This is a genomic window from Aliiglaciecola sp. SL4 (assembly GCF_041538045.1).
In the GTDB taxonomy this organism is placed as follows: Bacteria; Pseudomonadota; Gammaproteobacteria; order Enterobacterales; family Alteromonadaceae; genus Aliiglaciecola.
In genome coordinates this window covers 402,990-416,167 of sequence record NZ_JBGOSE010000001.1, presented here as the reverse complement: position 1 = coordinate 416,167, position 13,178 = coordinate 402,990, and the positions used below count along the sequence as shown (strand labels likewise).

11 protein-coding genes are annotated in these 13,178 nt (G+C 40.1%); 4 read left to right on the top strand and 7 right to left on the bottom strand.

Annotation, left to right across the window (positions count from 1 at the left end; translation table 11 throughout):
* Positions 1-135: 135 nt before the first annotated feature.
* Positions 136-636 carry a DUF2244 domain-containing protein gene (locus AB6T38_RS01905; RefSeq protein WP_372545618.1) on the top strand — a complete coding sequence of 167 codons (501 nt, stop codon included), beginning with the start codon at positions 136-138 and terminating at the stop codon, positions 634-636.
* A gap of 12 nt (positions 637-648) precedes the next feature.
* On the opposite strand, the gene AB6T38_RS01900 is transcribed toward AB6T38_RS01905, so the two are convergent.
* The 7 genes from AB6T38_RS01900 to seqA form a co-directional block, all read right to left on the bottom strand.
* Positions 649-972, bottom strand: a complete 324-nt coding sequence (locus tag AB6T38_RS01900; protein WP_216050300.1) for a heavy metal-binding domain-containing protein — start codon at positions 970-972, stop codon at positions 649-651.
* A complete protein-coding gene (locus tag AB6T38_RS01895; protein ID WP_372545617.1) occupies positions 966-1,391 on the bottom strand; it encodes an HIT domain-containing protein in 426 nt (141 codons plus the stop codon). The genes AB6T38_RS01900 and AB6T38_RS01895 overlap by 7 nt, the downstream gene beginning before the upstream one ends.
* Before the next feature lie 9 nt (positions 1,392-1,400).
* Positions 1,401-2,426, bottom strand: a complete 1,026-nt coding sequence (gene astE / locus AB6T38_RS01890; RefSeq protein ID WP_372545616.1) for a succinylglutamate desuccinylase — start codon at positions 2,424-2,426, stop codon at positions 1,401-1,403.
* Positions 2,427-2,495: 69 nt separating this feature from the next.
* The gene (locus AB6T38_RS01885; RefSeq protein WP_372545614.1) at positions 2,496-3,809 is read right to left on the bottom strand and encodes a putative bifunctional diguanylate cyclase/phosphodiesterase; all 1,314 of its coding nucleotides are present in this window, start codon (positions 3,807-3,809) and stop codon (positions 2,496-2,498) included.
* 177 nt (positions 3,810-3,986) lie between these two features.
* Positions 3,987-6,479: a glycogen/starch/alpha-glucan phosphorylase gene (locus tag AB6T38_RS01880; protein WP_372545612.1), complete on the bottom strand. Its 2,493-nt coding sequence runs from the start codon at positions 6,477-6,479 to the stop codon at positions 3,987-3,989.
* Between the two features lie 195 nt (positions 6,480-6,674).
* Entirely contained in the window at positions 6,675-8,327 is a 1,653-nt protein-coding gene (pgm, locus tag AB6T38_RS01875) for a phosphoglucomutase (alpha-D-glucose-1,6-bisphosphate-dependent) (RefSeq protein ID WP_372545611.1), read from the bottom strand.
* Positions 8,328-8,356: 29 nt separating this feature from the next.
* Positions 8,357-8,953: a replication initiation negative regulator SeqA gene (gene seqA / locus AB6T38_RS01870; protein ID WP_372545609.1), complete on the bottom strand. Its 597-nt coding sequence runs from the start codon at positions 8,951-8,953 to the stop codon at positions 8,357-8,359.
* Between the two features lie 268 nt (positions 8,954-9,221).
* Between seqA and AB6T38_RS01865 the strand changes: the two genes are divergently transcribed.
* The 3 genes from AB6T38_RS01865 to AB6T38_RS01855 are packed head-to-tail and all read left to right on the top strand — an operon-like array spanning position 9,222 to position 13,133.
* Positions 9,222-10,139: an AAA family ATPase gene (locus tag AB6T38_RS01865; RefSeq protein WP_372545607.1), complete on the top strand. Its 918-nt coding sequence runs from the start codon at positions 9,222-9,224 to the stop codon at positions 10,137-10,139.
* Position 10,140: 1 nt separating this feature from the next.
* Complete coding sequence (locus AB6T38_RS01860; RefSeq protein WP_372545605.1) at positions 10,141-11,109, top strand: DUF58 domain-containing protein; 969 nt, start codon at positions 10,141-10,143, stop codon at positions 11,107-11,109.
* Positions 11,109-13,133: a transglutaminaseTgpA domain-containing protein gene (locus AB6T38_RS01855; protein ID WP_372545603.1), complete on the top strand. Its 2,025-nt coding sequence runs from the start codon at positions 11,109-11,111 to the stop codon at positions 13,131-13,133. Before AB6T38_RS01860 ends, AB6T38_RS01855 begins: the two co-directional genes overlap by 1 nt.
* Positions 13,134-13,178 lie beyond the last annotated feature (45 nt).

Below are 13,178 nucleotides of genomic sequence, written 5' to 3'. Positions count from 1 at the left end.
GCCTTACCAACGATAATAACTTGCAACTTAGCGGGGTCTAAAGATGTATTTTAGCGCAGTCTGTTGCGTTTCAAACAAGACGATGAAACAACTTTGTGTAATATCTCAGTTGCCATTGCCCGTTGTTGATTAGCTATGGTCAAACATTTCACAGATACCAACCATACCAGGATTACCCTAAGTCCGAATCGCTCAGTCAGTTGGGCTGAGGTCAAATTAGTTGTGTTTTGTATAGCTGTATTTGTCTTACTCATTGCCGCTATTTGGGCATTTCTAGGGGTTTGGCTAGTACTGCCTTTTGCTGGATTTGAAGTCGCCTTACTTGCTTTTTTAATGCATAAAGTCAATCGCCAATGTTGCACTAAGCAAGTCATTACAATTAACCCACAAAGGGTTGTGATTGAATGTGGTATCCAACAGCCGGTATTCAAATGGCAGTTTAATCGGCAAACAACACACCTGTCGGTCATAGAGGCTGAAAGTGCATTTGACCGACTACAAATGATATTAACTGATGATACTATCAGCATTAAGTTAGGCGAATTTCTAAATCAACAAGATTGCCTTATTGCCTGCGACTTGCTGACCCGTAATGGCATTATGACTGTGAGTAACAAATGGTGGAAACCTCGCTAGTTAAGAGGCAATTTAATCCACATATTTAACCGCTGTACCACAAATGCTAACCATTAACATACTGCCATTTTGACCAATTACTTCATAATCAATATCAACCGCAATCACTGCGTTAGCCCCCATCATTCGCGCTTCTTCGGTTAATTCGGTAAAGGCGATTTTACGGGCTTTTGTCAATTCTTGTTCATAGGAGCCAGAACGCCCACCAACGATGTCTCGTATCGAAGCAAATATGTCTTTGAGTATATTTGCCCCCATAATTGCTTCGCCCACAACCACACCATAATAATGCTCAATCTTTTTGCCATCTAAATTGTTTGTTGTAGTGACTAACATATTTTATCTCCTAATAATGTGGCTACCTTTTCAATCAAATTAGTTGAATCAGAAATTTCGTAATGTTTAGCAGCTGCAACCCCCCACACTGGCTTTGGCCAAGCGACATCATTTTGGAAACGGCCAATATGATGAATATGTAATTGTGACACCATATTCCCTAAGGCTGCTATATTCAATTTATAAGGTTGGAAAAGGTGTTTAATGGACTCGCTAAGAATTTTAGACTCATACCAAAGCTGGCTTTGTTGTGCTTCATTTAGATCAATTATTTCAGTGACGTCATTAACCCGAGGCACCTGGATAAACCACGGGTATTGATAGTCGTTTAATAATAAAACTTTACTTAAGGGTAAGTCACATACCTCAAAGCAGTCTTTGGCTAATTGTGGATCAAGTTGGAAATCAGCATTATGCATGCTTTCTCCTTATATTTTTGTTGCGACTACTGTTAACAGTGCCCGTTGTCCAATTGCCACATTTTCATTTGGAAAAACAATGGCTTCATTATCAAACTCACAGCGATATTGAGCTCCCGTTTCAGAGGCCAACAAATGCCCTTTTTCGAAGTCCGTAAAATTGGGGGTATCGCTATCGAAGTGTAATTTGAAATCTGCTTGATGCTTATTAATTACCTGATTGACCCGATAAATAAAGCACTTCTGGGGTGAAAATTCAGGTAATTTTAATTCTTTGTTGGCGATAAGCGCGGTTAAGGTTTCTTTAACGGCAACGAATTTCGACATATCATTTTCGCCGAAACGTTGAACTTTGCCTAACTCAACAGTAAATGCATGGGCGCCAAATTGACGAGAAGAATAATAACTAAAAGTGGTGGTGGGACTTTCAGAAAGTAAAAAAGTATTCACCCCACAGGCATATAAAAATGCCAGTTGTTCCAAGCTGTGTTGTTTACCGTGTAAAAATGGATAAACCGCAAATTTATCATTTTTAGAGGCACGAATTGCCGTGTGCAAGTCGTAATGTAAACGCTGGGCTGATTCGTTCCCTTGGGTATAGAAATTCGCGACGGCTTGCTCCAACTCTTTCGCCCGTTGGCGCTCTAAATTTTGCTCGCTAGCGGAGGAAAAATGGGCACCACTAAACAAGCGATTTAGGTTTTCTTCAACAAAGCGCTTTTCAATATCCATCGACGGTAAATTGGCGAATATAACCAGCAGTCGATGTTGTGGGCTAAGTTCTAAACGGAGGATTTGTGACACTAGATCGTCGCAGATCTCAATGGGTGCGGTTTCGTTACCATGCACGCCACAAGATAACACAATGTCCTTTAGTGAGGTGCTCGCTGGGGTAAACTGAATGACACCCGGACTGCTTATGTTGACAGTGACACCATTGGCTAAAACAAACTCAATGGGCTGATTAAATAATTGAGGTTCGAATCTGGACAGTGCCAGAAATTGACCCGATAGAGTAAGTCTCTCAACTAACATATAACCTCTTAACGTTTAAATAATAGCAGTGTATAGCCAATTATCGTAATGCAAAGTATACGAACGGCTTTACGCTGGCCTGGACATAAATGACTGTGACGTCCCCACCATCAAATCTGTATGGTATAGCTGTATAAAGTCCATGCGAGGAATCGCTTTTGAAAACAGAAACCCCTGGCCGCACTCAATACCAATTTCCCGTAGCATATGCATCTGTTCAATGGTTTCAATGCCTTCTGCAACTATGTCACACTTCAGTGCCCGCCCAATTACTTTAGCAGCTTCAATAATGGCTAGATTCACGGGATTTTCTTCTAGTCTTAAAACAAAAGTCTTATCTATTTTTATGGCATCTAACGACAGTTCACGAATATAGGCTAAATTCGAGTAACCCTTACCAAAATCATCGACCGATACTCTCATTCCTAATGCCCGGGCTTCTGATAACTGACGTTTAACCATCAATGAATTGGATAATGCCACATCTTCTGTTAATTCAAGTTCTAAGCAGTTTAAATCGATATCGTATAGCTTCTGCAATTCTCGTAATTTAGGAATGAATTTAAAGTCGTAAAGTTGGGTGGGGGACATATTTACCGACAACACAATATCGATGCCCAGTTGTTTAAACTGCAAGGCACTTTGGAAAGCCTTTTCTAGCGTCCAGTTTCCCAATTCATTCATCATATTATAGGATTCAGCTGCTTCGATTAACGCCCCTGGAAATAAGACTCCGTCTAAGGGATGGTTCCACCTAAGTAGACACTCGGCACCCACTATTTTTAGGGTGTTTAAATTAACTTTGGGTTGGAAATAAATTTCTAACTCATCATTTTGAAAAGCCCGTTTTAAATCAGCTTTTAACGCTAAAGAACGCCCACTTTGGCCTTTTTGACTCATATTTAGAATATGTAAATTCTCGTATTTATTTTCTTTAGCTTGTTTTAACGCAGACTCTGCCGCTGCCAAAAGCTTGATTGTGTCTTGATTATCTGGCTCATTGGCCACTGCCCCCACATTGAAGTCAGCAATAAACGCATGACCATCAAAATTAATTGGGGTTTTGAAGTGTTCAACTAAATGATTAAAGTGGTAACGAAGCTGTCTATCACCATGTCGACCGGGGATCACAATGCCAAAAATATCCCCACTCATTCTACCGAACAGGATTTCTCGTCCAAATAAATACTTAATACGATTAGCAATAGCCAGCAAAATAATATCGCCAACTTGATAACCAAGAGAACTACTTACATCTGAAAAGCGCACAACATCGATTAACATTAAGGATAACTTGTTATCGTGTGTCACCGCTTCGTCGATACGGTCTAAAAATGCATATCGATTTGGAATGGTTGCTAACGTTTTATGAGCTTGACCCATTTTATTTTTCTTATTAGGCGCACTGCTAGGCAATTAATAAGATTCTATACGTATCTGGGTGCAAAAGAAAAGGCACAATTAAATAATTGAGCCTTTTCATAAGTTATTCGCTGATTTGTTCGTCAAACCACGAATTTGCCTGAGTTTAACCTGCGCTTCTAAGCCAATTTATTAGCTTCAGAAATCTTGCTCTACTTCACACGCATCCAACTTCCAGATTCGGTCTACGTAATTTTGTATGGAGCGATCAGAGGTAAATTTCCCCATTCTCGCGCAATTCAGAATGGCCATACGCGCCCACTCTTTACTGTCTCGATAGGCTTTATCTACTTCTTTTTGCGCATTTGAATAAGCTTCAAAATCTGCCAACACATAATAGGGATCACCACCATCTAGTAAACTATGCTTCAATGAAGATAAAGCACCGGGTTTCCCAGGAGTAAAGTAGTCGGTTTCTAACCAATCTAAAATAGCTTTAAGTTCGGCGTTTTGATAATAATAATCGTAAGGGTTGTAACCTTGAACCCGCAGTTCCTCGACTTCTTCGACGGTTAAACCAAAGATGAAAATATTTTCATCTCCTACTTCTTCAGCAATTTCTATATTTGCGCCATCCATAGTACCGATAGTCAGAGCCCCATTTAATGAAAGCTTCATGTTGCCTGTGCCTGATGCTTCTTTACCGGCTGTTGAAATTTGCTCAGACAAGTCAGCTGCAGGGATCATTTTTTCCGCCAAGCTCACACGGTAATTGGGTAAAAACACCACTTTTAACTTCTTATTCACCCTTTCATCATTATTAATACGTTCAGCAACCATATTAATGGCGTAAATAATGTCTTTGGCTAGTTTATAACCAGGGGCAGCTTTTGCGCCAAACAGAAAGACTCTAGGATGCATATCATAGTCAGGGTTTTCCAATAATCTGCGATATAACGCCATAATGTGCAGTAAATTAAGATGTTGTCGCTTATATTCGTGTAATCGTTTGATTTGTATATCAAAAATGGCTTTCGGATCTATCTCAATACCAGTTAGATTTTTCACCTCACTGGCTAAAGCAACTTTATTGTTAAGCTTAATTTTCATAAAGTCTTTTTGGAACTTTGCTTCGCCAGCAAACTTCTCAAGATCTTTCAACTTGTCCAACTGCAAAGGCCAATCAGTACCGATTTTTTTATCAATTAATGCCGATAATTTGGGATTACAGGCTTTTAGCCAACGACGAGGAGTAATGCCATTGGTAACATTAGTTAGCTTGCCAGGCCACATTTGATCAAACTCTGGAAACAGGTTGCTTTTAACTAACTTAGAATGAATTTCAGCCACGCCATTGACCGCAAATGAACCTATCACCGATAGATTACCCATTCGCACCATTTTATCGTTGCCCTCTTCAATGATAGACAACTTTTGTTTGATCTTATTATCCCCAGGCCACTTTTTTTCCACTTCGGCTAAAAAGCGTGAATTAATTTCGTAAATAATTTCCAAATGGCGAGGTAGTATTTTTTCAATCATTCTCGCAGGCCACTTTTCTAGCGCCTCCGGCAATAAAGTATGATTTGTATAAGCGAAGGTTTGATGACAAATTTTCCATGCATCATCCCAATCCAATTCAGCTCTGTCGACCAAGATACGCATTAACTCGGGGATCGCGATGGCTGGGTGGGTGTCATTTAATTGGATAACAACCTGTTGAGAAAAGCGGCTCCAATCGTCTCCATGGGCACGCTTGTAGCGTCGAATAATATCTTTGAGTGAACAGGCACAGAAGAAGTACTGCTGTATTAAGCGCAGCTCTTTACCGGCTTCAGTTTCATCGTTTGGATATAACACTTTGGAAATGGTTTCTGCTTGCACATTTTCAGATTGTGCATCTACATAACCACCAGCATTGAACACGTCCCAATTAAAATAACTTGAAGCTTGGCTTTGCCATAGGCGTAAAACATTGACTGTTTTGCCGCCAAACCCCACCACCGGAATATCCCACGGAATCCCCTTTACAATAGAACCAGGGTGCCACTCTTTAAGGATGCGGCCGTTTTTACCATATTTAGTTTCTACATAGCCAAATAAAGGCACTTCTTGAATTGACTCAGGACGGCATATTTCCCAGGGGTTACCATAATCACGCCAACTATCAGGTCGTTCAATTTGTGCGCCATTTTTAATTTCTTGGCGGAACAAACCATTCTCATAATGAATACCATATCCCACTGCAGGTAAATCCATCGTCGCCAAAGAGTCTATAAAACAGGCAGCCAAACGCCCTAAACCACCATTACCGAGGGCCATATCTGGCTCTTCTTCCATCACATCGGTCAAACTAACCCCTAACTCTTGAAGGGCTTGTTCTGTTACTTCAAATAAGCCCAAATTATGCAGGTTATTGGACATCAACCGGCCCATTAAGAACTCAGCGGAAAAATAATGTACTGCTCGGGTATCGTTTAAATAATGGGATTTTTGTGTGCGGCGTAAACGCTCAAGGACTTGTTCTTGTACAGCAGCACATGCTGCTTTCCACCATGCGTGGTTATTAGCTTTATTTTCGTCTGTTCCTAGAGAACAATGAAGGTGACGAACAATTGAATCTTTAATATCACTTTTACTGAGCTTTTCGGGCTCATCTAAAGTTTTGCTTCTAAGATTAACTTTTGGCATGACGGAACTTCCCACAATGACGGATCACAATTTAGTTTAAAAGTGTAATAAAATTACAGTTTTCATTATGACCGTAGTTGTAGCAGGAAATTCCATCCAGTTCTGTTAAAAAGTTGTTAAATTATGACTTTTTTTTGACTTTTTTATAAAAAAATTGATTTTATTAACAAATTTAAAACCCAATAAACACGTTTATTAAACGTTTTTTGATTTAAATACCCCATCTACTAAATTTTGAGCTTCATTTAGCAGACTATCTAGATGTGATTCACCATTAAAACTCTCTGCATAAATTTTGTAAACGTTCTCGGTACCCGAAGGACGCGCAGCAAACCACCCATTTTCGGTACTTACTTTCACTCCGCCTATAGCTGCATTATTGCCAGGTGCATGAGTTTGAATATTGTTGATTTTCTCTCCCGCTAATTCGGTAGAGGTAATAACCGACTTATCCATCTTGCTTAACACTTGTTTTTGCTCATGGCTGGCTGCAACATCAATGCGCTTATAACTTGGCGAACCAAATTGCTCAGTTAACTTTTGATAATGCTCACCTGGATCAATGCCAGTCACAGCCATGATTTCTGCGGCCAACAAACAAAGAATAATCCCGTCTTTGTCCGTCGCCCAAGGCTGTCCATTTCTGCGTAAGAAAATACCACCGGCGCTTTCTTCTCCAGAAAAACCAAATTCGCTGTTGAGCATACCTTGCACGAACCACTTAAAGCCCACCGGCATTTCAGATAACTCTCGACCGAGAGAGTTGGCTACACGGTCAATCATACTGCTTGAAACTAAGGTTTTACCAATCTTCAAATTACTCGGCCAATCACTACGGTGCTGGTAAAGATAATTAATTGCCACAGCAAGGTAATGATTAGGATTCATTAGCCCAGCGGTTTTGGTGACGATGCCGTGACGATCGAAATCTGGGTCATTACCAAAGGCCACATCAAAATCTTGGCGAAGTTCAATGAGTCCCGCCATAGCATAGGGAGAAGAACAGTCCATCCGAATTTTGCCGTCTTTATCACGGTGCATAAATCCAAATTGTTGATCAACTTTGTTGTTCACCACTTTAATATTTAAGTTGTAACGGTCGGCAATTTTATCCCAATAACCTAAACCCGCTCCACCTAGAGGATCCGTCCCTAAGCTCAAGCCAGCTTCAGATATTGCTTTCATGTCTACGACTTGATCAAGCTCATTAACGTATTGCTGGCACAAATCAACTTCTTGAACAAACTCAGATTTCATTGCTGAATCAAAGTCCATTCGTTTTATTTCACTGCATCCAGCGGCAATAATACGATTTGCTCTATCTTGAATCCAATTTGTGGCATCGCCGTCTGCAGGACCACCATGAGTAGGATTATATTTAAACCCACCGTCTTCAGGTGGATTGTGGGAAGGCGTAATGACCACACCGTCAGCCAAACCTGATTGTTTACCACTGTTGTAATTAAGAATCGCGTGAGATACCACGGGAGTAGGTGTATATCCTCGGGCTTCTTGAACAATCATATTGACCTGATTTGCACCTAACACTTCAACCGCAGTAATAAATGCAGGCTCTGACAGCGCATGGGTGTCCATACCAATATACATTGGACCTGTGGTATTTTGAACACTACGATATTCAGCTAATGCCTGACATATAGCCGCAATGTGCACATCGGTAAATGTATTTAAAAAAGCACTACCACGATGACCAGATGTTCCAAACGACACAGCTTGCGTTGGGTCGTCTAAATTTGGTTTATTGGAATAATAAGCGCTGACTAAACGCGCTACGTTGACTAGTTGTTCTGGAGCTGCCGGCTGACCTGCCTGTGGATGAATTGCCATAGTAATCCTAGTAGTGAGTTTAAGTGAAGTTACGCTTTAAATATTTTACCTAATCGTTCTACGTTACTTTTAGAATACCCCAATATAGTGGCGGTATTGGTTAGCATAGTACATTTTTTATCGGTATTGTTATTTGTTACTACCCAATATTCAGAACCGGGTATTTGTTTTGGATTGGTACTACTACCTGTTTTTAATAATGTATTTTTGTCTGTCGCAAAATAAAGTCGACCTTTACCTTTTATTTCTAATACAGCATTAAAACGGTCTGGATGTGTTTGATGCAATGCACCCAGCATCTTTAAAAAGCGTTCAACTTTGCTCATAGGCTGATCAAACGTCTCTTGATTCAACAAATCAAACAAGGAAGTGGCATTCACTACCTCGTCGCTAGTTTGCTGTTCTTTAGTTTGCATTTCTCGGGATTTTTTAATTTTATTTATATCTTTGACTTCTTTATTTACTTCTGCAGGCTTAGACACGTCGACATTCGGGTTTTCCCCTGCTTCTAATCCTAATTCGTCAATCAAAATTCGGCGCAAGATGTCTGAAGCACTTTCACCGATATGCTTAGTTTGAGAGGCAATAAATCCATATAATTTGTCGTCGATGGTAATCGTTTTCATTTTTCTAATAACGGCTATTTAAAAGTGACTCTATTATAAGACTAATGACATTTTTTTTTCAGTAAAAAATTTACTTCTCTTTTTCTAGCTACCTGTATTCAATACTAAATAGTTACCATTACTGTTATTTTTAACGCCTAGACAAAATACAGGATTTATACGTGAGTATTAACCCCAAGGGTTACAGTGTTCACCCCATAGTCTAAAATTGAATTAACTGAGTATTTAAGTTTCAGACACTAAAAAATAAAACAAGGTACCGCTGACTATGCACCCACAATTGCAACATGCCATGAACCAAGTTTCAGAACAGGTTATTGGCAAACATCAACAAATTAAATTAGCTTTTACCTGTTTGCTGGCTAATGGGCACCTACTCATTGAAGATTTACCGGGCATGGGCAAAACAACGCTTTCTCATGCACTTGCGGGGGTTTTTGGCCTGGATTTTTCTCGGATTCAATTTACTTCTGACCTATTACCCGCCGATATGCTCGGATTAAATATTTTTGATAGCACAAAACAATCGTTTCAATTTCACCCAGGTCCCATTTTTAATCAATTAATTTTAGCTGATGAAATTAATCGTGCGAGCCCAAAAACCCAAAGTGCTCTGTTGGAGGCGATGGAAGAAAAGCAAGTAAGTTTAGACGGTGAAACTCGCCCCCTTCCCTCTCCATTTTTTGTTATTGGGACGCAAAACCCCATGCATCAATCAGGCACCTACCCATTACCTGAATCCCAACTAGATCGTTTTTTAATGCGTATTCAATTAGGTTACCCAGATTGGCAAGCTGAGAAAACCATGCTGTTAGCACAAGATTTTAGCGGCAAACAAACACCGAAGCAGAGCTTAACCATCGCCGAGTTTACGCAGATGCAAAGTCAAATAATAAAGATCAACGTATCTGACGCGATATTAGAGTACATACTAAAATTGGTCACCCATAGTCGCGAGAATGACGGTTTTCCGAATCCCTTATCGCCAAGAGCAAGCAAAGCCCTTATGCAAGCATCTAAAGCGTGGGCATTTTTACACGGTAGAGACTATGTAATACCTGAAGATATCCAAGCCGTATTACCTTCAGTTGCCGAGCACCGTATGCGTGCCGCCATATCAGACTTTAACGGACAAACCAGTTTGAGCGATCGGCTATTGGACGCTATTGATCCCCTGGCCGCTTAATATGTTTGGATGGCAAACTGCGGCACAGAACTGGCTAAATAAACGTATTCCCCAAGCCAGTAAATACCAATTGAATTACCGCAGTATTTTTATTTTTCCCTCGCGTTTCGGCGGTCTATTTCTGCTCTTATGTTTTGGTTTGTTTATTTTAGGCACCAATTACCAAAATAATCTAATGATATTGTTGTGCTATTTTTTAGTTTCACTATTCCTATTAAATCTATTTAGTGCTTATCTCAATTTTGCCAAACTAGAAATCCAATTAGGCAAAATTCAACATGGATTTGCCGGAGAAAAGCTGCAAATTCCGGTTTGGTTCAACAATAATAAACGGGTTTCTCATGGACTTCTCAAACTCAACTTTTGGAAATCCAAAAATAGCGTCACTGTTGACTTAGACGAATCAAGCAACCCTGTCTATTTACCAATGGATTGTGTCACAAGAGGTAAATTAACATTACCTCGGGTGACACTGACTAGCACTTTCCCATTAGGTCTAATCAGTTGTTGGACCCATTTAGCATTCACCTCAGAAATTTTGGTTTATCCTAAACCTATAGGAAGTAAAGTTAAGCTGTTCAATAAACATGATTCTGCACAGTTGAATGAGGCCGACACGACGATTAAAGGTCATGATGACTTTGATAGCTTAGCCCCCTACAAACAAGGGGAACCCCTTTACCACGTTGCATGGAAACAAGTTGCTAAAGGTCAAGGCATGATCTCTAAGCAATTTTCAAATCAATCCGGCGCAACAGGTTGGTTAATTTTAGCTTCACTTCACTCCCCAGATATAGAAACCAAGCTTAGCGAGCTGTGTTTTCAAGTAATTGAATTAACCAGAAACAACAGCATATTTGGATTGGACTTAGGAAAAGTTAAGATTGAACCTAACAGTGGACTGGAACATCAAAATGCATGCTTGAAAGCCTTAGCTCTTCACTCGCCTTATATAAAGGGGGTTGAATAATGATATCTTCTGCAAAAAACCATGCTCATATTATTCTTACCCTTGTATTCCTGTGCATCAGTGTAAGTTTGCTCGAACCTATTATGGGCTGGATTTTAATATTGGTAGTATGTGCAGTTGTTATGCGTAGCGCCCTGTATTTAGATTTACACAAACATGCGCCCTCGGTGCGAACCCTGAACCTTCTTGCCCTTTTAAGTGCAATAGTCTTGGCCTATTTTAGCTTCCAGTTAGGTGTACTTCTAGGGATGATAAACTTATTAGTGTTAGCTTGCTCCTTGAAGTTGATGCAGTTGCGTAGTATCAAAGACTATTACCAATTAATTACCTGCTGTGGTTTTTTAATTGGTTGCGGTTTTATCTTTCAAGATAGCATTGGATTTAGCGTTTTTTATTTGCTCCTGACATTACTACTGCTACTTTCTCTAGCATGCCATATCAGCCCTAGTCTTGGACTTAACAAAAACTTTAAAAGCATCGCTGTTATGGGAGGACAAGCCTTACCCATAGCCCTGCTATTGTTTATTGTATTACCTAAAATTGGGCCATTGTGGCAAATGCCTACTTCTAAATCTCATCAAACAGGATTAGCAGAACAAGTTACTCCTGGAGACATAGCACAACTATCTCAAAGTGCAGAACTGGCATTTAGAGCCACATTTAAAGGCGCTATACCTACTCCACAAGAGCGTTATTGGCGAACCTTAGTGATGGAGGAGTTTGACGGTAAAACATGGCGAGTTTCTTCTGAGCGTAAAGCTATCAAGGTTCAATATAAGCAGTACAATCAGGAATTCAAGCCGACACTTAAAGGACGCTACTTTAGCTATGATGTGATTGCTGAACCTACCCATCAAAACTGGTTATATAGCATCGATATAGGTGTACCTGATGGTCCGCAAAATAGTAGCAAAATTTGGCAAAGTCACGAATACCAATTGAGTAGCAACGGACCACTGGTGAGTAACTTCCAATATTCACTGCGCTCATACCCTGATACCTCACTAAATCAAACATTGTATAGTGTTGACCGTCGTATTAACTTACAGAAACCCAATAAAGGAAACCCGAAAACCCAAGCTTGGGTAAATAAATTGCAGCAACAATATCCTAATGATCAGGATTTCATAAACCAAGTTCTGGCTTTTTTTGCCGAGCAACCATTCGTGTACACTTTGCAGCCACCATTGATGCAAACCAATGCAATAGATACGTTTTTATTTGAACAGCAACAGGGATTTTGTTCCCATTATGCATCCGCAATGGCGTATATATTGCGCCTAGCGGACATTCCAGCGCGCTTAGTAACGGGTTATCAAGGTGGCGAAATGCGCGAACAAGATTATATGAGTGTGTATCAATATGATGCCCATGCATGGATTGAAGCTTGGCATTCTGATAAAGGATGGCAACGGTATGACCCCACAGCAATTGTTGCTCCCAATAGAGTAGAATTTGGATTAAAAACTGCCATAGAAGATGCTGCAGAGCTAATTGACTCACCATTTTCGTTGAACCGCTTTAGCTCCATTACCTGGTTAAACGATTTTAGGTTGTTGTTACACGATATCGATTTTGTTTGGACTAAATGGATATTAGGATTCGATAGGCGTTCTCAAGAGGACCTGATTAAATCGCTCATAGGCGAGTTAACTCCGAAAAAATTAGCACTATTTGGCCTCAGTGTCTTCGCACTTATTGGACTATTACTGGCATTTTTCTTTTTGCCATCGTTACACCGAAGGAAAGTTGATTGTATTACTCAGTATTATCAAAAATCAGAAAAGCTACTAGCCAAGTTACACATCTATCGTCCAATATCTCAAGGACCTATTGATTTTGCTTACAGCGTTCAACGCAAGCTTCCCAGTTCATTGCATCAGCCTTTTAACCAAGCCACCAAAATTTACGTGCAACATCAGTATACAAAAACCAATGAGCAGCAAGACTCCAAGAATAAAGCACGTATAAAGCAACAGTGGCAGGTGTTAAAGAAAGCAGTAAATCGACAGTTAAAACACTAAACCTAGCACAACAGCAAAATGGCAGCGTCAGGTTAACGCTGCAAT

Coding starts and splice junctions, on each gene's coding strand:
- AB6T38_RS01905 (WP_372545618.1), top strand. CDS start 136: ATGGTCAAACATTTCACAGATACCAACCATACCAGGATTACCCTAAGT.
- AB6T38_RS01900 (WP_216050300.1), bottom strand. CDS start 972: ATGTTAGTCACTACAACAAACAATTTAGATGGCAAAAAGATTGAGCAT.
- AB6T38_RS01895 (WP_372545617.1), bottom strand. CDS start 1,391: ATGCATAATGCTGATTTCCAACTTGATCCACAATTAGCCAAAGACTGC.
- astE (WP_372545616.1), bottom strand. CDS start 2,426: ATGTTAGTTGAGAGACTTACTCTATCGGGTCAATTTCTGGCACTGTCC.
- AB6T38_RS01885 (WP_372545614.1), bottom strand. CDS start 3,809: ATGGGTCAAGCTCATAAAACGTTAGCAACCATTCCAAATCGATATGCA.
- AB6T38_RS01880 (WP_372545612.1), bottom strand. CDS start 6,479: ATGCCAAAAGTTAATCTTAGAAGCAAAACTTTAGATGAGCCCGAAAAG.
- pgm (WP_372545611.1), bottom strand. CDS start 8,327: ATGGCAATTCATCCACAGGCAGGTCAGCCGGCAGCTCCAGAACAACTA.
- seqA (WP_372545609.1), bottom strand. CDS start 8,953: ATGAAAACGATTACCATCGACGACAAATTATATGGATTTATTGCCTCT.
- AB6T38_RS01865 (WP_372545607.1), top strand. CDS start 9,222: ATGCACCCACAATTGCAACATGCCATGAACCAAGTTTCAGAACAGGTT.
- AB6T38_RS01860 (WP_372545605.1), top strand. CDS start 10,141: ATGTTTGGATGGCAAACTGCGGCACAGAACTGGCTAAATAAACGTATT.
- AB6T38_RS01855 (WP_372545603.1), top strand. CDS start 11,109: ATGATATCTTCTGCAAAAAACCATGCTCATATTATTCTTACCCTTGTA.